The following is a 23,474-nucleotide window of genomic DNA, read 5'->3' as shown; positions in this document are numbered from 1 at the left end:
CGGAGTGTAGCAGATGCCTTCGTCATTCTTGTGAAGGGGCTCACGAGCGACCCCCCAAGTGGGGGTGGATACTCGATTGCATGAGCACCACGGAGCGTCCCAGGATCCTCGTTGTAGGCGGTGGGTACGTAGGCCTGTACGCGGCACGCCGCATCCTGAAGAAGATGCGGTACGGCGAGGCGACCGTCACGGTCGTCGACCCGCGCTCGTACATGACGTACCAGCCCTTCCTCCCTGAAGCTGCGGCCGGCAGCATCTCCCCCCGTCACGTTGTGGTCCCGCTGCGGCGCGTGCTGCCCAAGGCGGAGGTCCTCACCGGCCGGGTGACCACCATCGATCAGGACCGCAAGGTCGCCACCATCGCCCCGCTCGTGGGCGATGCGTACGAGCTGCCCTTCGACTACCTGGTCGTCGCGATGGGCGCCGTCTCCCGCACCTTCCCGATCCCCGGCCTGGCCGAGAACGGGATCGGTATGAAGGGCATCGAGGAGGCCATCGGCCTGCGCAACCACGTCCTGGAGCAGCTGGACAAGGCTGACTCCACGACCGACGAGGAGGTCCGCCGCAAGGCGCTGACCTTCGTCTTCATCGGCGGCGGCTTCGCCGGTGCGGAGACCGTCGGCGAGGTCGAGGACATGGCCCGCGACGCCGCGAAGTACTACAAGAACGTCAAGCGCGAGGACATGCGCTTCCTGCTGGTCGACGTCGCGGACAAGATCCTCCCCGAGGTCGGTCCCAAGCTCGGCGCCTACGGCAAGGAGCACCTGGAGTCCCGGGGCGTCGAGGTCTACCTCAAGACCGGCATGAAGTCCTGCGTCGACGGCCACGTCATCCTGGACAACGGCCTCGAGGTGCTGTCCAACACCATCGTGTGGACCGCCGGCGTCAAGCCGAACCCGGCGCTCTCCCGCTTCGGCCTGCCGCTGGGCCCGCGCGGTCACATCGACGCCGAGCCCACCCTCCAGGTCAAGGGCACCGACTACATCTGGACGGCCGGCGACAACGCCCAGGTCCCCGACCTGGTCGGCCGCAAGAACGGCAACGAGAACGCCTGGTGCCCGCCGAACGCGCAGCACGCGCTGCGGCAGGCCAAGGTCCTCGGCGACAACGTGGTCTCCGGCATGCGGGGCTTCCCGCAGAAGGAGTACAGCCACGCCAACAAGGGCGCGGTGGCGGGTCTCGGCCTGCACAAGGGCGTCGCGATGATCGTCATGGGCAAGATGAAGATCAAGCTCAAGGGCCGTCTCGCCTGGTACATGCACCGCGCGTACCACGGCATGGCGATGCCGACGTTCAACCGCAAGATCCGGGTCTTCGCCGACTGGACGCTGGCCGTCTTCCTCAAGCGCGAGGTCGTCTCGCTCGGCGCCATGGAGAACCCCCGCGAGGAGTTCTACGAGGCAGCCAAGCCGGCGCCGGCTCCGGCCGCCGCGGCCGACGGGGACAAGCCGAAGGCCAAGGCTTCCTGAACCATCGGTCGGGTACTCCGACCAGCCCGAAGGGCGTCCGCCATCCGTGGGGCGGGCGCCCTTCGGCGTGCTCGGATGTGGCCGAATCTGCACGCCGTGTTGTTCTCTAGCAGGCGAACGGGACTATCTGGGTCCCCACTTGGCGTTTACGTGGTGGGTGAAACTTCTTTGCCCGACTCGTCATGACGGAGGTGTTGCGACATGGCCGGTGCCGCTGGACGGCTCACCAAGCTCGCCGAGGAGGTGCTGGGTACCCCGCTCCCGGTGCGGATCCGCGCCTGGGACCGCAGCGAGGCCGGTCCCCCGGGCGCCCCCGTGCTGGTCGTCCGCAATCGTCGGGCCCTGCGGCGACTGCTGTTCAAGCCGGGCGAGTTGGGCCTGGCCCGGGCCTGGGTGGCCGGTGACGTCGACGTCGACGGGGACCTCTACGAAGCGCTCGACCTGCTCGCCGGGCTGATCTGGGAGCGCGGCAGTGCCGCCCCGAAGCCCGCCCGCGCCGCCGCGCTGCGGGCCCTGGCCCGCCCCGAGGTCCGGGCCGCCGGCAAGGAACTGCTCTCCCTGGCCGGGCTGCCCGTCCCGCCCGCGCCGCCCGTCGAAGAGGCCCGGCCGCGCCGCGGGGCACTGCACTCCCTGCTCCGCGACCGGCAGGCCATCAGCCACCACTACGACGTCGGCAACGACTTCTACGCGCTGGTGCTCGGCCCGTCCATGGTCTACTCCTGCGCGTACTGGGAGGCCCCGGACGAGACACTGGAGGACGCCCAGCGCGCCAAGCTCGACCTGATCTGCCGCAAGCTCGGCCTGACGGAGGGCCAGCGGCTGCTGGACGTGGGCTGCGGCTGGGGCTCGATGGTGCTGCACGCGGCCCGCGAGTACGGCGTCCGGGCGGTCGGCATCACGCTCTCCGAGGAGCAGGCCACCTACGCCCGCAAGCGGATCGCCGACGCCGGGCTCGCCGACCGGATCGAGATCCGGGTCCAGGACTACCGCGAGATCGCCGACGGGCCGTTCGACGCGATCTCCTCGATCGGGATGGCCGAACACGTCGGCCGGGCCCAGTACGCGGAGTACGCCGGTCTGCTGCACGACCTGCTGAAGCCCGGCGGACGGCTGCTCAACCACCAGATCGCGCGGCGGCCGCTGGCGGACGAGGAGACGTACCGGGTCGACGAGTTCATCGACCGCTACGTCTTCCCCGACGGCGAGCTGGCGCCGGTGGGGCGGACGGCCGGCCAACTGGAGGAGGCCGGCTTCGAGGTCCGGGACGTCGAGGCGATCCGGGAGCACTACGCGCTGACCCTGCGCCAGTGGGTGGCCAACCTGGAGGCCCACTGGACCGAGGCGATGCGGCTCACGTCCCCCGGCCGGGCCCGGGTCTGGCGGCTCTACATGGCCGCCTCGGCGCTGTCGTTCGAGCGCAACCGCATAGGGGTCAACCAGATCCTCGCCGTCCGCACCCCGGACTCCGGCGCCGCCGCCATGCCGCTGCGGGCCCGCGACTGGCGGGACTGACCCGCCGGGCGCCGTGCGGCGGCCGGTCCGGCGGGGCGCCCCACGGCCGAGGGCCCCGGTCCCACCCGACAGGGCGGGGGACCGGGGCCCTCGGGCCGTCCGGGGCCGCCGGGCGGCGGCGGGCCGGCTACTCCGCCTTGATGGCCTGGAGCATGTTGAGCTTCGCCGCCCGGCGGGCCGGCCACAGCGCGGCCAGCACGCCCACCAGCGCCGCCATCGCGAGGAAGACGGCCATCCGGCCCCAGGGCATCACCAGTTCGTAGGTCGGCAGCGAGCCGCCGATCAACTCACCGGCCGCCCAGCCGAAGAACACGCCCAGGCCGATGCCCAGCACCCCGCCGAAGAGCGAGATCACCAGCGACTCCAGGCGCACCATCCGCTTGATGCCGCGGCGGTCCAGGCCGATGGCGCGCAGCATCCCGATCTCCTGGGAGCGCTCGAAGACCGACATCGCCAGGGTGTTGACGACGCCGAGCACCGCCACGATCACCGCCATGGCCAGCAGGCCGTAGACCATGTTCAGCAGCAGGGTGAAGGTCTGGGCGATGGCGTTGGAGACGTCCTTCTTGTCCGCGATGGTGATCGCGGGGTTCTTGCCGAGCGCCTTGACCAGGGACTCCTTGGCCTCCGGGGTGGCACCGTGCGCCGTCTTGACCATCACCTGCATGTCGGTGGCGTGCTTCTGGTGCGGGGCGAGCGTGCCGTTGTCCAGGAGGAGGCCCCGGATCACCTGGTTGCCCTGGTAGACGCCGCCGATGGTCAGCGTGCCCTGCTTGCCGTCCTCGAAGGTCACCGGGACGCGGGAGCCGGGGTGCCAGCCCTTCTCCTTGGCGAGGGAGTCGTCCACCACGGCCCGGTCCCCGTGCAGCGCGCCGAGGGAGCCGGCGGTGAAGTCGAGCTGGGTGAGCTTGCCGAAGTCCTTGCCGTTGACCCCGGTCAGGTACTCGACGTCGCCGCCGATCCGGGACGGGGAGTTGCGCAGCGGGCTGGACGCGGTGACCCCGTCCGCGGTCGCGAGCTTCTTCGCGACGTCCGGGGAGAGCGGCGACCGGCTCGCCATGGAGACCACGTAGTCGGCCTTCAGCGCGGAGGTGGCCATCTTGTCGATGCCCTGCTGCACGCTGCCGGCGATCACCGTCAGGCCGGTGATCAGGGTCAGCCCGATCATCAGCGCGGAGGCGGTGGCGGCCGTCCGGCGCGGGTTGCGGACGGCGTTCTGCCGGGCGAGGACGCCGGATATCCCGAAGAGTCGCAGCACCGGCGAGGCCAGCGCGATCAGCGGACGGGACAGCAGCGGCGTCAGCACGAACACGCCGATCAGCAGCAGCGCCGCGCCGCCGCCCATGGTGGCCTTGCCGTCGGACATCCCGGTGGCGACCAGCACCGCGGCGGTGCCGGCGCCCGCGAAGAGCGCACCGATGGTGTTGCGGACCACCAGCGACTTGGTGGTGGCGGTGGCGTGCACGCTGTTCATCGCGGCGACCGGCGGGATCCTCGCGGCCCGGCGGCCGGGCAGCCAGGCGGCCAGCACCGTGACGACGATGCCGACCACGAGCGCGATCACGACCGTGCTGGGCGAGACCACCAGCGGGCCGTCGGGCACCGTGGCGCCGGTGGCGCCCATCAGCGCGCGCAGCCCGGCGCCGATGCCGATGCCGGCCGCCAGGCCGATCACCGCGGCTACCGCACCGACCACGAACGCCTCGCTCAGCACCGAGCGGGTGACCTGGCGGCGGCTGGCGCCGACCGCGCGCATCAGCGCCAGCTCCTTGGTGCGCTGGGCGACCAGCATGGTGAAGGTGTTGGCGATGATGAACACCCCGACGAAGAGGGAGATGCCGGCGAAGGCCAGCAGGCCGGTCTTCATGCCGTTCATGCTCTGGGCGATCATCTTCGCCTGCTCGTCGGCGAGTTCGCGGCCGGTGGTGGCCTCGGCGCCGTGCGGCAGCATCTTCTCCACCGCGTCCTTCAGCGCCGCCTGGGAGGTGCCGGGCGCGGCCTTGATGTCGATCTCGTCGAACTGGCCGGGGGCCGCGAACAGCTGCTGCGCGGTGGCGGTGTCGAACAGCGCGAGGCTGCCGCCGGCGCCGACCGCCCCGTCGTCGGTGGTGAAGACGCCGGTCAGCTTCTGCTCCCGGACCGGGCCGTCGACGGATATCCGCACGGTGTCGCCGACCTTGTAGCCGCCGCGGTCGGCGGTGCGGGCGTCCAGTGCGAACTCGTGCGGGCCCTTGGGGGCCGCGCCGCTGCGCATCGGGTAGCGCGCGTCGGTGCCGTCGTGGCCGGGGAAGTAGTTGCTGCCGCTGGTCGAGAAGCCGTTCCCGATCATCGCGCCGCTCTTGTCGGCGATGGCGGTGAAGCCGGAGACGGTGCCGGTCGCCGAGGCGGCGCCGGGCAGGTGCGCGGCCCGGTCCAGCAGCTTCGCATCGAGCGCGGAGCGTGCGCCGGGGGCGGCGTCGGCGCGGTTGCCACCGCGCTGGATGGCCACGTCGACGTTGTCGAAGCCCTTGCGGGAGCTGGCCTGGAGGGCGTCGGAGAGGGTCGAGGTGAAGACCAGGGTGCCGGAGACGAAGGCCACGCCGAGCATCACGGCGAGCACGGTCATCAGCAGCCGGGCCTTGTGCGCGAGCACATTGCGCAAGGCGGTACGGAACATGGGTGGGTCAGTCCTGGAGGAGTGGTCCGGGGTGTCCGGGGTGGGAGAGGTGGCTGCCGGTGATCAGCTGGTGCGGCCCTTGGCGTCGAAGCCCTTCATCCGCTCCAGCACCATGTCGGCGCTGGGGTTGGGCATGTCGTCGACGATCCGGCCGTCGGCGAGGAATATGACGCGGTCCGCGTACGACGCCGCGACCGGGTCGTGGGTCACCATCACCACCGTCTGGCCCAGCTCGCGCACGGAGTTGCGCAGGAAGCCGAGGACCTCGGCGCCGGATCGGGAGTCGAGGTTGCCGGTGGGCTCGTCGGCGAAGATGATCTCGGGCCGGGAGGCCAGGGCGCGGGCCACCGCCACGCGCTGCTGCTGGCCGCCGGAGAGCTGGCTGGGGCGGTGCTTGAGCCGGCCGGCGAGGCCGACGGTCTCCACGACCCGATCCAGCCAGGCACGGTCCGGCTTCCGGCCGGCGATGTCCATGGGGAGGGTGATGTTCTCCAGCGCGGTGAGCGTCGGGAGGAGGTTGAACGCCTGGAAGATGAAGCCGATCTTGTCGCGTCGGAGCTGGGTGAGCTTCTTGTCCTTCAGCCCGGTCAGCTCGACGTCGCCGATCCGCGCGGACCCGCCGGAGATCGCGTCCAGGCCGGCCATGCAGTGCATCAGCGTGGACTTGCCGGACCCGGAGGGGCCCATGATCGCGGTGAACTGGGCCTGCCGGAAGTCGACGGAGACCGCGTCCAGGGCGACCACCTGGGTCTCGCCGTGTCCGTAGACCTTGGTGAGATCCGTGGCGCGGGCGGCCACCGCGGTGCTGCGGCCGGCGAGGGAGACGCCGGAGTGGGTGGTGGTCACGGGAAGGGACTCCTGTCGGGACGGGGAACGGGCCGCTCCCGCACCGGCACGGTGGCCGCGGCGGGCGGGCGGTGGAACATCGGTTTCCATCGTGCGGCAGCCCACTGCTCCGGACGTCAACCCGTGTGACCGTCCTTGGCCCACCCCAAGGGATTAGCTCCCCCGCGCTCCGTCATCCCTGGGTATGACGCCGTCCCTGAGGCGCGCGGCGCCTTCCGGCCGCCGCGCGGGGCGGCGACGGAGTGCCTGGGAAGGGCCCGGGAGGGGCGTCGACCGGCTCGCGCGCGGGCGTCGAATTTTCGTCAATTCAGGGTCGAATTTCGCCCTCGCAGGCACCGCCGAACATGGGCATCAGGCATGTGCCGGGGGCCCTGGCGGTCACTGATGCCCCCTCAGTTGCCAATAAAATAAGACAACCTCGGGAAGTGCGGCCGATGGGGTTGGTGCGCTGCGGGCTACGCTCGTGCTGCCTTCTTGGAGGGTGGCATGGGGGACCCCAAGCCCGGATGGTGGAATGCAGACACGGCGAGCTTAAACCTCGCTGGCCTTCGGGCCGTGCCGGTTCAAGTCCGGCTCCGGGCACTTCCGCGGGCAGCGGGACAAAGACCCGTAAATACCTGAATATTCAACTTACTTGCCGAGAGGGGCCGCCGGGATTACCCGGCGGCCCCTCCTCGGTATTCCGCGGGCCCCGCTCAGCGCTCCACGAGCGCGAACAGCGCCTCCCAGCGGCCGACGATCTCGTCGGTCGAGAACCGCTGGATGTTCTCCCGGGCCAGCTCGCCCATCCGGTTCCGCAGCTCCTCGTCCGACATCAGGGCGTCGAGGTGCCGGGCGAATTCGGTGATGTTGCCCGGCGGGGCCAGGAAGCCGTCGGTGCCGTCGGTGATGATCTCGCGGACGCCGGGCGCCACGTCGAACGCCACGCACGGCACCGCGGTGGCCATCGCCTCCATAGGAGCGAGCGGGAAGCCCTCACCGCGCGAGCTCAGCGCGAAGACCGCGCTCCCGCGCAGCGCGCCGGCGACGTCGCTGGTGCGCCCCATCCACTCGACCGAATCGGTCACCCCCAGCTCGGCCGCCTGCTTGCGCAGCGCCTCGGCCTCCTCGCCGGAGCCGTAGATCCGCAGCGTCCAGTCCGGGTGCTGCGGCGTGACCTTCGCCCACGCCTCCAGGAGCAGGTCGACGCCCTTCTCCTCGTGCAGCCGGCCGATGCTCGTGACGACCTTCTCGGAACGCGCGGAGGGCACGTCGGGGAAGAACGGCAGCGGGTTCGGCATGAAGCCGACGTTGTCCATCCGCTGCCGGATCCACTTGTCCGCGTCCTCCCGGGTGAGCGGCAGCATCCGGTCGACGTCCTGGTAAAACCGCTTGACGCGGGCGAACCGGGACGACTTGCGGCAGGTCTCGAACGACTCGTGGCTCATCCCGATGACCGCCAGACCGGCGGTGTCGGCCAGCGCCACCCACTCCATCGCCCACACCTGGGTGACGATCACCACGCCGTGCGGCCGCGCGGCCCGGAACAGCGCGCTCATCTTGGCGGCCTGCTCGTGCATGCCGGCCTCGCGGGCGGCCCGGCGGCGCTGCTCGACGACGTTCAGCTTGTCCTTCAGGCCCCGCACCGGGCGGACGCTCGGCGGGTGCGCGTCGTAGAGCGTGGTGGTCTCGTAGGGCAGGTCGGGGCCGAGTTCGTGGACCCGGCCCTCGGGCGGCGGCACGATCCCGACGACGTGCACCCGGTGGCCCTGCTCGGCGAACAGGCGCGCCATCTGGTGCGACCAACTGGTGATGCCGCCCAGCTCGTTGACGCTGTTGGAGACGAAGAAGATGTCCCGCGGCCCGGCTGCGTTCGACTTGGTCATCAACGGCTCCACTGCGCAAAGAACTGGTCGACGATGCTCTGTGCTGCGTCGCCCTGGTCGTATTCCCCGAACTTGGCGACGAATTCCTTGCGGTCCTTGGCGTATTCCTGCTGCTGGGACTCGAAAGACGCCATGGCCTCGAAGAAATCGTCCTCGGTGCGCACCACCGGGCCGGGGGCGTGCTCCAGCAGATCGAAGTACGTTCCGCGGCCCTCGTGCACGTATTCGTCGTAGTCGTAGGTGAAGAACATCAGCGGCCGGTCGAGCAGCGAGTAGTCGAACATCACCGACGAATAGTCCGTGACCAGGCCGTCGGCCAGCTCCAGGATCGGCGTGATGTCGTGCCGCGCGGAGACGTCGACGACCCGGCCCTGCACGGTCGGCGGCAGCACCACGTGGTTGAGGTAGTGCGAGCGGACGAGCAGGACGTAGCGGTCGCCGAACTCGTCGGCGAAGCGCTCCACGTCGAAGGGGAGCGCGAACCGGCCGTGCCGGCCGCCCGCCTTGCGGAACGTCGGCGCGTACAGCAGCACCTTCTTGTCCGCGGGGATGCCCAGCTCCGCGGCGAGCGGACCGCGCTCCCGGTGGCCCAGCTCGGTCTCCCGCAGCCGCGCCTTGACCAGCGCGTCGTTGCGCGGGTAGCCGACCCGCAGCAGGGTCTTCTCCTTCAGGCGGAACGCCTTGGCCAGCGTCCGCGCGTCGTGCTCGGTGCGGCACAGGAACCGGTCGAAGCGGTCCAGCGACTGCTGCTGCTCGGCCTGCTGCTGACGGGTCTGCGCCTTGAGCGAGGGCTGGTCGAAGCCCATGTTCTTCAGCGCCGAGCCGTGCCAGGTCTGGAGGTACGTGGTCTCGGGGCGCTTGGTCAGCTTGAGCGGGTAGCTCTGGTTGTCCACCCAGAACTCGGCCTGCGCCAGCGCCTTGAGGTACGGCAGCGACCAGCGCTTGACCAGGGTGGCGTCCTTGGGGAAGTCCTTCGGGGACCCGGCGTACGCCCAGATCGCCTCGAACTGCAGGCCCTGCCGGCGCATCTCCTCGTAGATGGCGCGCGGGCTGTCGCTGTACTGCTTGCCCAGGTGGCTCTCGAAGACCACCGTGCGCTTCTTGATCGGCAGCCGGCTGAAGACCTCGTGGTACGCGCGCAGCTTGGTGTCCCCGGAGGTCAGCGTCTTGCGCAGCGCCTTGGCCTTGCGGAAGCCGCTCTTCGCCAGGATCCCCGGCTTGCCGCGGACGCTCTTGGCGATGAGCTCCTGCACGCGCTCGGCGTTCTGGCCCTCGCTGATCAGGCGGAACGCCAGGTGGCCCTTGGAGGAGATGTGCGGCTCGATGTGGTCGGCGACCATCCGGCTCAGTCGCGGCCGGATCGGCAGCGGTCCGCCGGCCAGCTCGGTGTCGGCCACCGTCAGCCGGGAGGTGGTGGGCACCCCGTCGACGGTCAGCCGCAGCCGGACGTCCCAGATGGTGTCGACGATGCCCAGCGGGCGCAGCTGTGCGGTGAGGTCCGTTGCGCTCTCCCACACCACGGTGTCGCCGTCGTGGCGCACCGTCTGGACCGGGAAGGTGAAGGACTGCAGGCTGCGGCGGCGGGCGCTGAACTCCAGCGCGCCGGCGAGCTTGGCGCCCTCGGGGACCACGCCGAGCGGATTGGTGATCCGTCCGGCCAGCGAGACGGTGTTGCCCTCCTGGGCGAACCGGGTGAGCTGGTTGCGCAGGAACAGCTGGTTGACCGGCTTCTCGTGGTAGCCGACGTCCGTCACGTCCAGCACCTGGCGGCCGAACGCGTCGTCGAAGTGCCCGTCGCACCAGTAGATCCGGCCGTCGTGCTGGGCCAGCGGCGAGGAGAGCTTGTCGCGGTTGATGAGGGTGTCGACCGCCGGGATGAGGTTGTCCCAGTCACCCTGCTGGAGCAGGTAGGCGCAGATGGCCTGTATCGGCAGGACCCGCTCGTACGCCTCGGGTGAGAGGTTGGCGAGGTAGTCCTGGGAGAGCGCGGCGAACTCCTGGCGGTACGCGTCGTCCCGGAAGGGCAGGTCCCGCAGGTGCAGCACCAGGTCGTGCTTGAGGAATTTGACGTCCTTGGCGAGCTTCATCTCGGTGAGCCCGCGCTCCACCAGTGCGGCGTCGATCCGCCGGTGGACCTCCAGCCGGTGGATGTAATTCGTCATCTCGTGCCGTCGGTTCGTCACCGACTTCACGGCGGCCTTCTCGAAGACGTTCCAGAAGTAGACCTGATTGGGGATCAGGGTGATGCGCTTCGCCGCGAGATAGGCGTCGGCGATAAACATCAGGTCTTCGTAGAACATCCCCTTGGGGAAGCGGAGGTCATTCTCGATGAGGAAATCGCGCCGGTAGCACTTGTTGGTGGAGAGGGTGTCCCAGACGAAAAGGTCCGGCAATTCCGTAACGGACTCAAGGGTGCGCGTCGTGGAATAGAGCCAGGAGTACCACTCGTCACGCTTCTGGTTCCGGGTGTCCTTGTGGACGCGGACGCAGAGGCCGGAGACGATGTCCGAGCCGGTTTCCTCCGCGGCCTCCAGCAAATTGCGGCAGGCGTTGTGCTCCAGGACGTCATCGCTGTCCAGGAACATGACGTACTGTCCCCGAGTGTGCTGGATGCCGTGGTTACGCGGCTCTCCGCCGGCACCGCTGTTCTCCGGCAGCTGGAAGGCTCTGACCCGCTCGGGGTGGGTGGCGGCGAGCGCTTGCGCGACCTCGAAAGAACTGTCGGTGCTGCAATCGTCGACGATCACCACCTCGACGTCCCGGAGCGTCTGGTCCAGCACGGACTGGACCGCGGTCGGCAACCGGTCGGCGTCGTTGTAGACAATGACGACTACTGAGACGTCAGGCACAGGCACCTCAACCCTCTTTCGCTGCTGTTTCCGGCCAGAATAGCCCCATCTGCACACGGGGTTTACGACCACCCGCACCCGGACCGCTACACGTGGTGACGGGGTACTGCCCGAGCAAGGGCAGGTACCGGCTAGCCAGTATGACGAGGGCTCTGGTCAATCGGTTGCCCAGGCGTGGCGCGATCAGACATTTATCGGATTCGGATCATGCCGGTGACCCCGGGCTCCCGGAGTTGACGGGGTGGGGAAATGGCCGTTCGACGACGGCGGGAAAAGATCGATTACCCGGATTTTGTCCGGACCTATCTGACGGCCCGGATGCCCGGCCCGAGCGCCGGCGAGTGGCACATGACACAGCGGCAGGTGTGACGAAGACGGCGCCGGCCGGCATCGGATCGGCCGGTTCGGGCACCTCCGTGCGCCCCTGGACGTCTTCCCCGTAGAGGACGTGTACTGCGTGGGGTGGGGGAAGATCCTGCCCAAGAACGAGAGACGCGTCTTTGCCAAGCCATTACGCTTGCGTCAAGGCCGCGCAGGGCGGCCATGGAGGAGTGAGATGAGGAGCAGCAACCCGGTCTTCTCGCGACGGGGGTTCAGCCGAGGCACCGGCTACGCGGGCTTCAACGCACCGCCGCAGGCCGGGGGCCCCGCCGCCAACCCGTACGCCGGAGCCAACCCGTACGCCACCGAGGCGCCGCAGCACGCACCGCAGTACACCCCGCAGACCCGCCCCATGACGATGGACGACGTCGTCGTGCGCACGGGCCTGACGCTCGGCACGGTCATCGTCGGCGCCACCGCGGGCTGGCTGTTCCTGACCGGACAGCTCGCCTTCGCCATCGGCGCGGGACTGGCCGCGACGGTGCTCGGCTTCATCCAGTCCTTCAAGCGCAAGCCCGTCCCGGCGCTGATCCTGGGCTACGCCGCGTTGGAGGGCGTCTTCCTCGGCGCGCTCAGCGGCTTCATCAACGACCTGCCGAAGATGAACGGCGCCCCCATGCAGGCGGTGCTGGGCACGATGGCGGTCTTCGTCGCCATGCTGGTCGCCTACAAGACCCGGATCGTCCGGGTCACCGCGCGCTTCACCCGCTTCGTGATGATCGCGGCGCTCGGCTTCGTGCTGCTGTCGCTGGTCAACCTGCTCTTCATGGTGTTCGCCGGGGGTGACGGCCTCGGCTTCCGCAGCGGCGGCCTGGGCATCGTCTTCGGCATCGTGGGCGTCGTCCTCGGCGCGCTCTTCCTCGCCATGGACTTCAAGCAGGTCGAGGACGGCGTCGCCTACGGCGCACCGCGCGAGGAGTCCTGGCTGGCCGCGTTCGGCCTGACCACGACCCTGGTGTGGATCTACTGGGAGATGCTGCGCCTGATCTCGATCCTGCGCGACTGACACCCGGGTGCGACGGACGAGGGGCCCGTGGGCAACTGCCCGCGGGCCCCTCGCGCGTTCCGGGACCGCGGTCCCGGGCCCGGTCAGAACTTGCGGGCTGCGCGCCGCAGATCGTGTTCGTGCACGATCGCCTTGGCGTGACCGTAGGAGAGGTCGTGCGCGCCGCGCAGCCAACTGACCTTTTCGTCGAAGCGGACGAGGGCGGGACCCTCTTCGACGGTGCGCAGCCAATCGGAGATTTCCCGGCCGGTGCAGTGTGGGATGCGGGAGAGCATGTTCCGGTGGGTTTCGTCGGAGAAGGACTGAGACATCGGCGCCTCCGGACGCGGTCGATGCTGGTTCTTCCGTTCTTCAGCTCACCGTGCCTGAGGCTTCCGGCATTGGCAACCACCCCGGAGTTGTGCTTAGGCTCGCGCCGTGCTTGACGTGATGCCTTTGCAGACCACCGTGGACGCGCTCGCCGACCGACTCCGGGCGCTTCCGCAGAGCGCCCTGCGCCGCGGTGCCGCGGCCGAAGGGCTGGCGCTGGCGCGGGAGTTGGCGACCCGCGCGCAGCTGATCGAACGCCCCGGGGCGCCGGCCCGGGAACTCCCGGACGCCGGGATCTTCGCGGTCGGCGACCAACTCGCCGTGGCCGGACACGACCTCGTCGAGGCGCTGCGCGCGTCCGCCGCCGGCGCGGTGGCGGACGGCCCCGGCGGTGCGGAAGCTGACGCGAAAACGGCCCCCGCCACGCATCTGGCGGAGGCCGTGCAGCGCGTTCGGGACACGGCTCAGAGCGAGGCGATGACCCGGTCCGCGAGGATGTAGACGTTCTCGTCGCGGCGCCGGCCCCACGAGAACGTCAGCGCGTACGCCCCGGAGATCCCCGAACCGCCGAGCAGCACCGGGCGGTGGCCGTCGCGCAGCGCCGCGGCCACGCTCTCGGCGGTCTCGCGGTCGCCGGGGGTCAGGCAGAGCGTCGTGCCGTCCGCGAAGACGTAGACGTCCAGGGTGCCCAGCGGGCCGGGGCGGACGTCGGCGAGCGGGGTGCCCTCGTGGGCCAGCTCCGCCAGGCGCGCCACGGTGCGCTCGTGGTCGGCGACGGCCGGCACGGGGGAGAAGTCCGGGTGCGAGGGGTGGCGCCGGCGGGCGGCGGCGAGTTCGGCGGATTCGCTCTCCTCGGCCAGCTCGAACTCCGGCGCGTCCAGGGCCTCCAGCGCCTCGACGGACTCCAGGGCCTCCAGCGACTCCAGTGACTCCAGGGCCTCGACGGGCTCCAGCGCGGGCAGCGGCTCCAGGCCGTCCGGGCCCAGCAGCGACTCCAGCCCGGCCAGGTCCGCCTGGCGCGGCACGAACGGATGCCCGTCGAACCGGTCCAGCTCCAGCCGCTCGGACTGCTCGCGCCGGCCCTCGCGGCCGTCGAACGGACCGTCGTCACCGAGGCCGGGCAGCGGCCCGGACAGCGACGGGGCGTCCGCGTTCAGGGACTCCCTGGCCTCCTGCGCGGCCCAGAAGGCGCGCGCCTCGGCCAGCTCCCGCTCCCGCTCCTCGGCCAGCGCGTCCGCGACGGCGGCGCGTATGTCCGCGAGCGGGGTCTCGCCGGTGGGTACCCCACGGGCGGCCGGGACCGCCGCGGCGGCGACGCTCGCGGCCTCCGCACGGGCGGTGGCGTCCGCGCGGGCGGCGACGAGCTCGGCGTGCAGCGCGGTGATCTGGCGGCGCAGCACACGGGCGGTGCACAGGGCGACGGCGCCCAGCACCACGGCCACTGCTGCGGTCAGCAGCAGGGCGAGGGTGGTGACACTCATGCCGAAACCTCGCTTCGCTCGGCCTCGCACTCGCGAGGCGCGCACCTTTCGGTGGTTCGCTCACTTCCGGGCATACGCACCACACACTGTCGCGGACCGGTCACCGGCGTACTCCCGTTAGCAGATTGTTCTCGGACTTCCTACAACAGCGTGACCGAGGTCGGCGAGAGATCGCAGGGTGGTATGTCCTTGAATGGGGGGTCGGCGAGGGCTGTCGCGGTGCCTCACCCCCCGGCTGAGCTGCAAGAACGCTGCTTCATCGGGATGTTGGTCACAATCCTGGGGGCGATTGGGTCGCGATCTTGTCACCGAGTGGCCTGGGTCACTCGCCGTCACGGAAGGTGCCCGGAGGAGCGCGAAGGGTGCGCGGGGAGCGGGAGTTGGTCCGTTTCCCCGCGCACCCTTCGGTGCGCGCGCAGGCGTCGGGGCGGAGGGCGTCGGCCCGGCCCCGCCCGGCTCAGCTCAGCCGCTCGATGACCATCGCCATGCCCTGGCCGCCGCCGACGCACATGGTCTCCAGGCCGAACTGCTTGTCGTGCCACTGGAGGGAGTTGATCAGGGTGGTGGTGATCCGGGCGCCGGTCATGCCGAAGGGGTGGCCGACGGCGATCGCGCCACCGTTGACGTTGAGGCGGTCCAGGTCGATGCCCAGGTCGCGGTAGGAGGGGATGACCTGCGCCGCGAACGCCTCGTTGATCTCCACCAGGTCGATGTCGGAGATCGAGAGGCCGGCCCGCCCGAGGGCCTGCTTGCTGGCCTCCACCGGGCCGTACCCCATGATCTCGGGGGAGAGGCCGGAGACGCCGGTGGACACGATCCGCGCCAGCGGGGTCAGGCCCAGCTCGCGGGCCTTGGTGTCCGACATGATCACGAGGGCGGCGGCGCCGTCGTTCAGCGGGCAGCAGTTGCCGGCGGTCACCAGGCCGTCGGGGCGGAAGACCGGCTTCAGGCCCTGCACGCCCTCCAGCGTGACGCCGGCCCGCGGGCCGTCGTCCTTGGCGACGACGGTGCCGTCGGGCAGCGTCACCGGGGTGATCTCGCGCTCCCAGAAGCCGTTCTTGATCGCCTGCTCGGCGAGGTTCTGGGACCGCACCCCGAACTCGTCCATGTCCTGGCGGGTGACGCCCTTGAGGCGGGCGAGGTTCTCCGCGGTCTGGCCCATCGCGATGTACGCGTCCGGGACCAGCCCGTCCGCGCGCGGGTCGTGCCAGTCGGCGCCCTCCTGCTCGGCGCGCGCCGCGGTGCGCGCCTCGGCCTGGGCGAACAGCGGGTTGTGGGTGTCCGGTAGGCCGTCGGAGCTGCCCTTGACGCTGCGCGAGACCATCTCGACGCCCGCCGAGATGAACACGTCGCCCTCGCCGGCCTTGATGGCGTGCAGCGCCATGCGGGTCGTCTGGAGCGAGGAGGAGCAGTACCGGGTGACGGTGCAGCCCGGCAGGTGGTCCATCCCCATCTGGACGGCCACGATGCGGCCGAGGTTGTGGCCCTGCTCGCCGCCGGGCAGGCCGCAGCCCAGCATCAGGTCGTCGATGTCGGTCGGGTCCAGCCCGGGCACCTTGGCGAGGGCGGCCTGCACGATCGTCGCGGTGAGGTCGTCCGGGCGCAGGTCCTTGAGCGAGCCCTTGAAGGCGCGGCCGATCGGAGAGCGGGCGGCTGAGACGATCACGGCTTCGGGCATCACGGCTCCAAGAGGTGAGTGGGTGCGGCGTCCGGTGCCCCGGCGCGGTGGCGACCGGGCGGTGGGCGGCGAACAGGGCGGACCGTCTGGGAAGTTACCTGCACGTAGTGCGAGAGGTCACGGGGTGCGTGCTGTGATGCGGGCCTCTTTTCTAAGCGAGCGCTTATGGGGAACGGCGGGGGCGGAGCGGCTATTCCCGTTCCGCCGCCCCCGCACCGCCTCGCGCGGGGGCGGCTAGCCGGTGACCGACGGCCGGTCCGCCGGGTTCTCCTCCGCGGCCGGCAGCTGCCGGCGCCGCCGGTGCTTGAGCAGGGCCCAGGGGGCGCGGGAGGCGGTGACCTCCGTGCCGCCCTCGGAGGCGGCCCGGGCCGCGGCCTGCTCGACGGGCAGGAGGCCCTCGCGCCGGGCCGGTTCGGGCCGCTCCTCCTCGGGCCACAGCCCGAGCGCCGCGCACACCGTCGGGAAGAGGGCCATCGCGGCGGTGGCGTACCCCTCGGCGGAGGGGTGGTAGTTGTCCGGGCCGAACAGCTCCCGCGGGCGGGCCTCGAACTCCGGGCCGAGCAGCGCGCCGAGCGAGACCGTCCGGCCGCCGTTCTCGACGACGCCGATGGTCTGGGCGGCGGCCAACTGCCGGGAGAGCCGGCGGGCCACCCACCGCAGCGGCTGGTAGACCGGCTCGATGGTGCCCAGGTCGGGGCAGGTGCCGACGATCACCTCGCAGTCCGCGGTGCGCAGCACCCGCACCGCCTCGGACAGGTGCCGCACCGACTCCGCGGGCGGCAGCCGGCGGGTCACGTCGTTGGCGCCGATCATGATGACGCAGAGGTCGGGGGGCTCCGTGCCGTCCGCGAGGAGCAGCTCCACCTGGCGGGGCAGGTCGTCGGAGCGGGCGCCGGGCAGCGCCACGTTGTGGAGGTCGACCGGGAGCTCGGCGAGCGCGGCCAGGCCGGAGGCGAGCAGCGCCCCGGGCGTCTGGGAGGGACGGTGGACGCCCTGGCCGGCCGCGGTGGAGTCGCCGAGGAAGCCCAGCCGCAGCGGCGGCCGGTCGGTGCGGTGGCCGAAGGCGGCGCCGTAGCGGCCGTCGGCGCACGGCGGGACGTCGCTGGAGCCGCCCACCGTGCGGCGGGCCAGCCGGACCTCGGTCAGCAGCAGCCCGACGCCGGCCACGCCCAGCAGCCCGACCCCGCCGCCGCCGAACGCGGCCGCGGTCGCGATCCGCCGAGCCACCCTCGCCCTGGACCCCGTCCTCACCGTCGTCACCATCGACCGGCACCTCCCCGTGCAGCGCGGGCGCGCCGCGGCCAGCCGGCCGGACGCGCTCGTGAACCCCGAGAACTCCTTCACCGGGTAAATGCCCGTTCCGGGCGGTGGCGCAACGCACCGGACCCCGGGGGAGCCCGGTGATCGAACTCGTGCGCCCATGGTCCACCTGGGCAATAGGCTGGCTGTACGGGCGCAGGAGAGCGTGCCCCCGACCGCGGAGACCACCGTGCAGTTTTACGATTCGATGATTGAGCTCGTCGGCAACACCCCGCTCGTGCGACTCAACAACGTCACTCAAGGGATCCAGGCAACCGTCCTGGTGAAGGTCGAGTACTTCAACCCCGGAGGGTCGGTCAAGGACCGCATCGCGGTGCGGATGATCGAGGCCGCCGAGGAGTCGGGCGAGTTGCAGCCGGGCGGCACCATCGTCGAGCCGACCTCCGGCAACACCGGGGTGGGCCTGGCGATCGTGGCCCAGCAGAAGGGCTACAAGTGCATCTTCGTCTGCCCCGACAAGGTGTCGACGGACAAGATCAACGTGTTGCGGGCCTACGGCGCCGAGGTGGTGGTCTGCCCGACGGCGGTGGACCCCGAGCACCCCGACTCGTACTACAACGTCTCCGACCGCCTGGTGCGCGAGACGCCGGGCGCCTGGAAGCCCGACCAGTACAGCAACCCCAACAACCCGCGCTCGCACTACGAGACCACCGGTCCCGAGCTGTGGGAGCAGACCGACGGGCGGATCACCCACTTCGTGGCCGGCGTCGGCACCGGTGGCACGATCAGCGGCACCGGCCGGTACCTCAAGGACGCCAGTGACGGCCGGGTCCAGGTCATCGGCGCGGACCCGGAGGGCTCCGTCTACAGCGGCGGTTCCGGCCGGCCGTACCTGATCGAGGGCGTCGGCGAGGACTTCTGGCCGACCGCCTACGACCGCACGGTCGCCGACGAGATCGTGGCGGTCTCCGACAAGGACGCCTTCCAGATGACCCGGCGGCTGGCCAAGGAGGAGGGCCTGCTGGTCGGCGGCTCCTGCGGGATGGCCGTGGTGGCCGGTCTGCGGGTCGCCGAGCGGCTCGGGCCGGACGACGTGGTGGTCGTCCTGCTCCCGGACAGTGGCCGCGGCTACCTCTCCAAGATCTTCAACGACGAGTGGATGGCCGACTACGGCTTCCTGGAGGAGGGCGGCACCGCGGCCCGGGTCGGCGAGGTCCTCCAGCACAAGGAGGGCGAGCTGCCGTCCCTGGTGCACATGCACCCGGAGGAGACCGTCGGCGAGGCCATCGAGGTGCTCCGCGAGTACGGCGTCTCGCAGATGCCGATCGTCAAGCCGGGCGCCGGGCACCCCGACGTGATGGCCGCCGAGGTCGTCGGCTCGGTCGTCGAACGGGAGCTGCTGGACGCGCTGTTCACGCAGCGCGCCTCGCTCTCCGACCCGCTGGAGAAGCACATGTGCCCGCCGCTGCCGCAGGTCGGCTCGGGCGAGCCGGTCTCCGACCTGATGGCGGTGCTGGAGAACGCCGACGCGGCGATCGTCCTCGTCGAGGGCAAGCCCAAGGGCGTGGTGAGCCGGCAGGACCTGCTGGCGTTCCTGGCCCGCGGCGTCGCCAAGTAGCCGCCGGACGCCGCGCCGTGCCCGGCGCGGCGTCAAGTGTCCGTCAGGAAAAGGCCCGTCGCCGCAAGGTGTACGTATGCGTCACGTGCACGCAGCACGCGCTTAACACTTCTCCGGCACATTGTTGTGCAGGCGATGCGGACCTCCGGAGCGGCTCCCGGACCTCCACGATCGCCAGGATGCGACGACCGGCCCTGACCCGGTTCGCGTCTCGCGCGGGGACCGCCGTCGTCCCGCCCCCGGCTCCGGCCGGGGTGCGGCGGTCCCCGCACTCACTCCCGCCCCGTGCTTCAGCCGCGGTCCGCTTCCGTCCGCCGCGCGGCCGGTGACCGCTGCGCCAGGCCGTGCGCGGCGTTGACGCCGAGGATGCCGACCCAGCACACCGTCAGGCCGACCAGCCCGGCGTTGGCCACCGCGATCGCGGACAGCGGGATGGCCAGCACCAGGGAGACCACGACGATCGCGAAGCGCTGCCAGAACTCGGTGCCGGCCGCCGGTGCCCGCGGCGGCTGCGCCCCGCGGGCCACCTGCATCTGCTGCTCGGCCAGGTGCCGGCGCACCCGCCGGTCGACGTCCTCGTCGAGCTTCGTCAGGAAGGACTCCACCAGTTCGGACTCGTACTCCGGCCCCAGCTCCTTGCGGGTCTGGAGGGTCGCGTCGAGGTCCTTCTTCAGCTCCGGGTCGTGTCTCGCCATGCCCCCGAGGCTACGGCCGGACGGCGGGCGGCGCGGTAGGGCTAGCCCCCCGATTCGAGCGGAGCCTGCTGCCCCTCCGCGAGCCGCGGGTCCGCCAGCCGCGCGGTGTCGTGGCGGGCGGCGAACCAGTAGAGGACGGCCGGCACCGCCAGGCCGACCAGCCAGGAGACGTCCGCGCCGCCGAGCGGGGCGACCAGCGGGCCGGTGTAGAACGCCGTTGCCAGGAAGGGGAGTTGGGCGAGCACGCCGACGACGTAGACGGTCAGCGCGCGGACGTTCCAGGCGCCGTACCGGCCGGCCGGGTCGCTGAGCGCCGGGACGTCGTAGCGCTCCTTGGAGATCAGGTAGTAGTCGACGAGGTTGATCGCCGACCAGGGCGTGAAGAACGTCAGCAGGAAGAGCAGGAAGTCCTTGAACGAGGTGAGGAAGGAGTCCTTGCCCAACAGGGCCACGGCGGTGCCGGCCACCATGATGCCGGCGAGGTACGCGGAGCGGCCGCGCGCCGAGAGGCTCCGCTGCCCGCGGAAGCCGCTGACGCTGGTGACCAGCGACATGAAGCCGCCGTAGGTGTTGAGGATGTTGATGGTGAGCTTGCCGAAGGCGATGACGAAGTAGAGGAGCGAGGCGATCAGCCCGGTGCCGCCCAGCCCGACGAGGTAGCCGACCTCGTGGCCGACGAACGCGCCCGGGGCCGCGGCGGCCGCCAGCGCCCCGAACGTCATCGACCACTGCGCGCCCAGCACCGAACCGCCCAGCGTCCACCAGAAGGTCGCCCGGGGCGAGGTGTGGCGCGGCAGGTAGCGGGAGTAGTCCGCCACGTACGGGCCGAACGCCAGCTGCCAGGACGCCGAGAGCGAGACCGCGAGCAGGAAGACCGGCAGCGCGAAGCCGCGGTCGTGCAGCAGGGTGCCGAGGTCGGCGCGCTCCAGCAGGCGGACGCCCAGGTAGACGAAGGCCAGCGCGCAGACCAGGCCGGCGACCTTGCCGAGCAGGTGGATCAGGCGGTAGCCGACGGCCGCGGCGAGTGCGGTGACGGCGGCGAAGAGCACGATCCCGGTCGTCTGGCCGAGGTGCGTCAGCTCGCCCACCGCCTGCCCGGCGAGCACGCTGCCGCTGGCGAAGAAGCCGATGTACATCACGATGACCAGCGCCAGCGGCACCACCGCCCCGCGCACCCCGAACTGCGCCCGGGAGGTGATCATCTGCGGCAGGCCGAGCCGCGGGCCCTGTGCGGAGTGCAGCGCCATTACCGCGCCGCCCGCGAGGTTGCCCAGCAGCAGGCCGATCAGCGCCCAGAACGCGGCGGCGCCGAAGACCACCGCCAGGGCGCCGGTGACGACGGCGGTGACCTGGAGGTTGGCGCCGAGCCAGAGGGTGAACTGGCTGACCGCGCTGCCGTGCCGTTCGTCGTCCGGGACGACGTCGATCGAGCGCCGTTCGATCACGCCTGCCATGGGTGCCGCCTCTTCGCCGCGCTGCATGTATGGATCCATGCAGGATCAGGGTCGATGAATGGGAGGTCAATAGGTCGGCGGCGATTCGCCCGCTCGCGGGGTCCCGGCGCACGGAGCAGACTGGTGCCCGCCGCTCCGGTACGGTCTGGGCACGCAGGCCGGACGTCGGCGGACGGGGAAACGGCGGATCTCATGAAGCAGTCCACCCACAGCGCGGAGCACGCCACGACCGGCGGGGACCCGGCGCCCGGCCCGGACGGGGCCGCGTCGGACGCCGACCGACGGCCACCGGAACGGGACGACCTGGCCGACCGGCTGGAGGCGCACCGCACCGAACTGACCGGCTACTGCTACCGGATGCTCGGCTCCGCGTTCGAGGCCGAGGACGCCGTCCAGGAGACGATGGTCCGGGCCTGGCGCGGCCACCACCGCTTCGAGGGGCGGGCCTCGCTGCGCTCCTGGCTCTACCGCATCGCCACCAACGTCTGCCTGGACCTGCTCAAGGGCAGCAGCCGCCGGGCCCGCCCGATGGACCTCGCCTCCCCGGCGAGCCTCGACACCCCGATCGGGACCGGCCTGCCGGAGACCACCTGGATCGGGCCGGTCCCCGACGAGCGGGTGCTGGCCCGGGCCGGCGACCCGGCGGACACCGCCCTCGCCCGCGAATCGGTCCGGCTGGCGTTCGTCTCCGCGCTCCAGCGGCTGGCCCCGCGGCAGCGGGCGGTGCTGATCCTGCGCGAGGTGCTCAGCTGGTCGGCGAGCGAGGTCGCGGAGCTGCTGGACAGTTCGGTCGCCTCCGTCAACAGCGCCCTCCAGCGCGCCCGGGCGACCCTGGCCGCCACCGGCGACGACCCGGCCGCGCCCCCGGCCCGACCGCTGGACGCCGCCCAACGGGACCTCCTCAAGCGCTACGTCGACGCCTTCGAACGCTTCGACATGGCGGCCCTGACCGCCGTGCTGCACGAGGACTGCACCCTGTCGATGCCCCCGTACGCGCTGTGGCTGCGCGGCCGCGCCGACGTCGTCGGGTGGATGCTGGGGCCGGGCTGCGGCTGCCGCGGCTCCCACCTGGTGCCGCTGTCCGCGAACGGGACGCCGGCCTTCGCGCAGTACCGCGCGGACGGCACCCCCTGGGCCCTCCAGGTCGTCGAACTCGCCGACGGCCACGTCACCGCGCTGCACGCCTTCCTCGACGCCGAGCGGCTCTTCTCGCTGTTCGGGGTGCCGTTGCGGTACCCGGGGTAGTCCGGGCGGTGCGCGCACGGGTGGGAGCCGGGAGCCGGGGAGTCGAGGCCGGCCGGGGCACGGCGTGGGCGGCGGCCGGGTGCCGCCCGGACGGCCGGATTCCGCCGCCGCGCTCGGCCCGGCCGCGGACCCGGGACCGACACGGCCGAGGAATTCCGTACAGTCGGTGCACCGACGTCAAGGCCCCGGACTGACCGGGCCGGGAAGAAGAGGCGATGAGCGGGGACGGGGAGAACGGCGTCCGCACCAACGGGACGCAGCCGCGCGGGACGGGCGCGACGGGGAGCACGGCAGCGGGCGGTGCCACCGGCACCGGCGCCCGCCTCCAGCGGCTCTTCGAAGGGCACCGGCTGACGCCCACCCAGCGGCGGATCGCCCACTGCATGGTGCGGCGGGCCGCCGACGCGCCGTTCCTCTCCAGCGTCGAACTGGCCGAGCTGGCCGGCGTCAGCCAGCCGTCCGTCACCCGCTTCGCCGTCGCGCTCGGCTTCGACGGCTACCCGGCGCTCCGCCGCCACCTGCGGGACGTCGCCCCCGCCGAGCAGCCCGGCGCCTGCGGGGTGGACAACGAGTACCAGCAGGCCGTCCAGGCGGAGATCGACAACCTCCGCCACCTCGCCGAGGCGCTCGCCGACCCCGGCCCGGTGACCGAGGCCGGTCGCCTCCTCGCGGCCTCCCGGCCGCTCCCGGTCCTCGGGCTGCGCGCCGCCACCGCCCAGGCCGCCGGGTTCGTCTACTTCGCGCGCAAGGTGCACCCCGACGTGCGGCTGCTGGACGAGGGCGGCACCCTGCTCACCGACCGCATCGACGCCGCGGTGCACGCCGGCGCCACCGCCCTGCTCTGCTTCGCCCTGCCCCGGCACCCCCGCGAGGTCGTCGAGGCGCTGGCCTACGCCCGCAGCGCCGGGCTCGCCGTCGTCACCGTCGCCGACAGCGCCTTCGCCCCCGTCGCCCACCACACCGACCTGCTGCTGCCGGCGCCGGTCGGCACCGGCCTGGCCTTCGACACCGCCTGCGCCCCGATGCTCCTGGGGCGCGTCCTGCTGGAGGCGATGTGCGACGACCTCCCGGACGCGCAGGCCCGCCTGGAGGAGTTCGACGCCAAGGCGGCGGAGCGCCAGCTGTTCGTGGAGTGAGCGGCCGCGGCCCG

The 23,474-nt window shown here is 71.5% G+C and carries 17 protein-coding genes and 1 tRNA gene; 8 read left to right on the top strand and 10 right to left on the bottom strand.

The window, feature by feature from the left end:
* Positions 1 to 80 precede the first annotated feature (80 nt).
* Positions 81 to 1,469 (top strand): NAD(P)/FAD-dependent oxidoreductase, encoded by a 1,389-nt coding sequence (locus ABD385_RS33565; RefSeq protein ID WP_044376135.1) that lies wholly within the window; start codon positions 81 to 83, stop codon positions 1,467 to 1,469.
* A gap of 201 nt (positions 1,470 to 1,670) precedes the next feature.
* Positions 1,671 to 2,981: a class I SAM-dependent methyltransferase gene (locus ABD385_RS33560; protein WP_344583070.1), complete on the top strand. Its 1,311-nt coding sequence runs from the start codon at positions 1,671 to 1,673 to the stop codon at positions 2,979 to 2,981.
* A 127-nt stretch (positions 2,982 to 3,108) separates the two neighbouring features.
* Here ABD385_RS33560 and ABD385_RS33555 read toward each other — a convergent pair whose 3' ends face one another.
* Together ABD385_RS33555 and ABD385_RS33550 are read right to left on the bottom strand one after the other, a co-directional pair.
* Positions 3,109 to 5,637 (bottom strand): ABC transporter permease, encoded by a 2,529-nt coding sequence (locus ABD385_RS33555; RefSeq protein ID WP_344583068.1) that lies wholly within the window; start codon positions 5,635 to 5,637, stop codon positions 3,109 to 3,111.
* Positions 5,638 to 5,700: 63 nt separating this feature from the next.
* Positions 5,701 to 6,483 (bottom strand): ABC transporter ATP-binding protein, encoded by a 783-nt coding sequence (locus ABD385_RS33550; protein ID WP_344583066.1) that lies wholly within the window; start codon positions 6,481 to 6,483, stop codon positions 5,701 to 5,703.
* A gap of 500 nt (positions 6,484 to 6,983) precedes the next feature.
* Here ABD385_RS33550 and ABD385_RS33545 point away from each other — a divergent pair.
* A tRNA-Leu gene (locus ABD385_RS33545) sits at positions 6,984 to 7,065 on the top strand.
* Positions 7,066 to 7,178: 113 nt separating this feature from the next.
* On the opposite strand, the gene ABD385_RS33540 is transcribed toward ABD385_RS33545, so the two are convergent.
* Both ABD385_RS33540 and ABD385_RS33535 read right to left on the bottom strand, forming a co-directional pair.
* Positions 7,179 to 8,348 carry a glycosyltransferase gene (locus ABD385_RS33540; protein WP_344583064.1) on the bottom strand — a complete coding sequence of 390 codons (1,170 nt, stop codon included), beginning with the start codon at positions 8,346 to 8,348 and terminating at the stop codon, positions 7,179 to 7,181.
* Complete coding sequence (locus ABD385_RS33535) at positions 8,348 to 11,197, bottom strand: bifunctional glycosyltransferase/CDP-glycerol:glycerophosphate glycerophosphotransferase (protein ID WP_344583116.1); 2,850 nt, start codon at positions 11,195 to 11,197, stop codon at positions 8,348 to 8,350. The genes ABD385_RS33540 and ABD385_RS33535 overlap by 1 nt, the downstream gene beginning before the upstream one ends.
* Before the next feature lie 556 nt (positions 11,198 to 11,753).
* Between ABD385_RS33535 and ABD385_RS33530 the strand changes: the two genes are divergently transcribed.
* Positions 11,754 to 12,584, top strand: a complete 831-nt coding sequence (locus tag ABD385_RS33530; protein ID WP_344583063.1) for a Bax inhibitor-1/YccA family protein — start codon at positions 11,754 to 11,756, stop codon at positions 12,582 to 12,584.
* 83 nt (positions 12,585 to 12,667) lie between these two features.
* Here the strand turns inward: ABD385_RS33530 and ABD385_RS33525 are convergent, their stop codons facing one another.
* The gene (locus ABD385_RS33525) at positions 12,668 to 12,895 is read right to left on the bottom strand and encodes a DUF4287 domain-containing protein (protein WP_344583061.1); all 228 of its coding nucleotides are present in this window, start codon (positions 12,893 to 12,895) and stop codon (positions 12,668 to 12,670) included.
* 106 nt (positions 12,896 to 13,001) lie between these two features.
* Between ABD385_RS33525 and ABD385_RS33520 the strand changes: the two genes are divergently transcribed.
* Positions 13,002 to 13,394 (top strand): hypothetical protein, encoded by a 393-nt coding sequence (locus ABD385_RS33520; RefSeq protein WP_344583059.1) that lies wholly within the window; start codon positions 13,002 to 13,004, stop codon positions 13,392 to 13,394.
* Here ABD385_RS33520 and ABD385_RS33515 read toward each other — a convergent pair.
* From ABD385_RS33515 to ABD385_RS33505, 3 genes are all read right to left on the bottom strand, one after another.
* Positions 13,358 to 14,374, bottom strand: a complete 1,017-nt coding sequence (locus ABD385_RS33515) for a hypothetical protein (RefSeq protein ID WP_344583057.1) — start codon at positions 14,372 to 14,374, stop codon at positions 13,358 to 13,360. The two genes, ABD385_RS33520 and ABD385_RS33515, sit on opposite strands and share 37 nt — an antisense overlap.
* 457 nt (positions 14,375 to 14,831) lie before the next feature.
* On the bottom strand, positions 14,832 to 16,052 hold the full coding sequence (locus ABD385_RS33510) for an acetyl-CoA C-acetyltransferase (RefSeq protein WP_344583055.1): 1,221 nt from the start codon (positions 16,050 to 16,052) through the stop codon (positions 14,832 to 14,834).
* Between the two features lie 234 nt (positions 16,053 to 16,286).
* Complete coding sequence (locus ABD385_RS33505) at positions 16,287 to 17,315, bottom strand: SGNH/GDSL hydrolase family protein (protein WP_344583053.1); 1,029 nt, start codon at positions 17,313 to 17,315, stop codon at positions 16,287 to 16,289.
* Between the two features lie 226 nt (positions 17,316 to 17,541).
* Between ABD385_RS33505 and ABD385_RS33500 the strand changes: the two genes are divergently transcribed.
* Complete coding sequence (locus ABD385_RS33500) at positions 17,542 to 18,930, top strand: cystathionine beta-synthase (RefSeq protein ID WP_344583051.1); 1,389 nt, start codon at positions 17,542 to 17,544, stop codon at positions 18,928 to 18,930.
* Positions 18,931 to 19,220: 290 nt separating this feature from the next.
* Here ABD385_RS33500 and ABD385_RS33495 read toward each other — a convergent pair whose 3' ends face one another.
* Both ABD385_RS33495 and ABD385_RS33490 read right to left on the bottom strand, forming a co-directional pair.
* A complete protein-coding gene (locus ABD385_RS33495; RefSeq protein WP_344583049.1) occupies positions 19,221 to 19,625 on the bottom strand; it encodes an alpha/beta hydrolase family protein in 405 nt (134 codons plus the stop codon).
* Between the two features lie 41 nt (positions 19,626 to 19,666).
* On the bottom strand, positions 19,667 to 21,079 hold the full coding sequence (locus ABD385_RS33490) for a purine-cytosine permease family protein (RefSeq protein WP_344583114.1): 1,413 nt from the start codon (positions 21,077 to 21,079) through the stop codon (positions 19,667 to 19,669).
* 192 nt (positions 21,080 to 21,271) lie between these two features.
* Between ABD385_RS33490 and ABD385_RS33485 the strand changes: the two genes are divergently transcribed.
* Positions 21,272 to 22,324 carry a sigma-70 family RNA polymerase sigma factor gene (locus tag ABD385_RS33485; protein ID WP_344583047.1) on the top strand — a complete coding sequence of 351 codons (1,053 nt, stop codon included), beginning with the start codon at positions 21,272 to 21,274 and terminating at the stop codon, positions 22,322 to 22,324.
* A gap of 215 nt (positions 22,325 to 22,539) precedes the next feature.
* The gene (locus ABD385_RS33480) at positions 22,540 to 23,460 is read left to right on the top strand and encodes a MurR/RpiR family transcriptional regulator (RefSeq protein WP_344583045.1); all 921 of its coding nucleotides are present in this window, start codon (positions 22,540 to 22,542) and stop codon (positions 23,458 to 23,460) included.
* The last annotated feature ends 14 nt before the right edge of the window (positions 23,461 to 23,474 follow it).

The organism is Streptomyces lunalinharesii (assembly GCF_039532155.1).
Taxonomy (GTDB): domain Bacteria; phylum Actinomycetota; class Actinomycetes; order Streptomycetales; family Streptomycetaceae; genus Streptomyces; species Streptomyces lunalinharesii.
Note: the sequence above shows the minus strand (reverse complement) of the source record. Positions and strands in the feature narration are given on the sequence as shown.

Excerpts from the sequence above, each read along its gene's own strand:
- ABD385_RS33565 (WP_044376135.1), top strand. The coding sequence starts at position 81 with ATGAGCACCACGGAGCGTCCCAGGATCCTCGTTGTAGGCGGTGGGTAC.
- ABD385_RS33560 (WP_344583070.1), top strand. The coding sequence starts at position 1,671 with ATGGCCGGTGCCGCTGGACGGCTCACCAAGCTCGCCGAGGAGGTGCTG.
- ABD385_RS33555 (WP_344583068.1), bottom strand. The coding sequence starts at position 5,637 with ATGTTCCGTACCGCCTTGCGCAATGTGCTCGCGCACAAGGCCCGGCTG.
- ABD385_RS33540 (WP_344583064.1), bottom strand. The coding sequence starts at position 8,348 with ATGACCAAGTCGAACGCAGCCGGGCCGCGGGACATCTTCTTCGTCTCC.
- ABD385_RS33530 (WP_344583063.1), top strand. The coding sequence starts at position 11,754 with ATGAGGAGCAGCAACCCGGTCTTCTCGCGACGGGGGTTCAGCCGAGGC.
- ABD385_RS33525 (WP_344583061.1), bottom strand. The coding sequence starts at position 12,895 with ATGTCTCAGTCCTTCTCCGACGAAACCCACCGGAACATGCTCTCCCGC.
- ABD385_RS33515 (WP_344583057.1), bottom strand. The coding sequence starts at position 14,374 with ATGAGTGTCACCACCCTCGCCCTGCTGCTGACCGCAGCAGTGGCCGTG.
- ABD385_RS33510 (WP_344583055.1), bottom strand. The coding sequence starts at position 16,052 with ATGCCCGAAGCCGTGATCGTCTCAGCCGCCCGCTCTCCGATCGGCCGC.
- ABD385_RS33505 (WP_344583053.1), bottom strand. The coding sequence starts at position 17,315 with ATGGTGACGACGGTGAGGACGGGGTCCAGGGCGAGGGTGGCTCGGCGG.
- ABD385_RS33495 (WP_344583049.1), bottom strand. The coding sequence starts at position 19,625 with ATGGCGAGACACGACCCGGAGCTGAAGAAGGACCTCGACGCGACCCTC.
- ABD385_RS33490 (WP_344583114.1), bottom strand. The coding sequence starts at position 21,079 with ATGGCAGGCGTGATCGAACGGCGCTCGATCGACGTCGTCCCGGACGAC.
- ABD385_RS33485 (WP_344583047.1), top strand. The coding sequence starts at position 21,272 with ATGAAGCAGTCCACCCACAGCGCGGAGCACGCCACGACCGGCGGGGAC.
- ABD385_RS33480 (WP_344583045.1), top strand. The coding sequence starts at position 22,540 with ATGAGCGGGGACGGGGAGAACGGCGTCCGCACCAACGGGACGCAGCCG.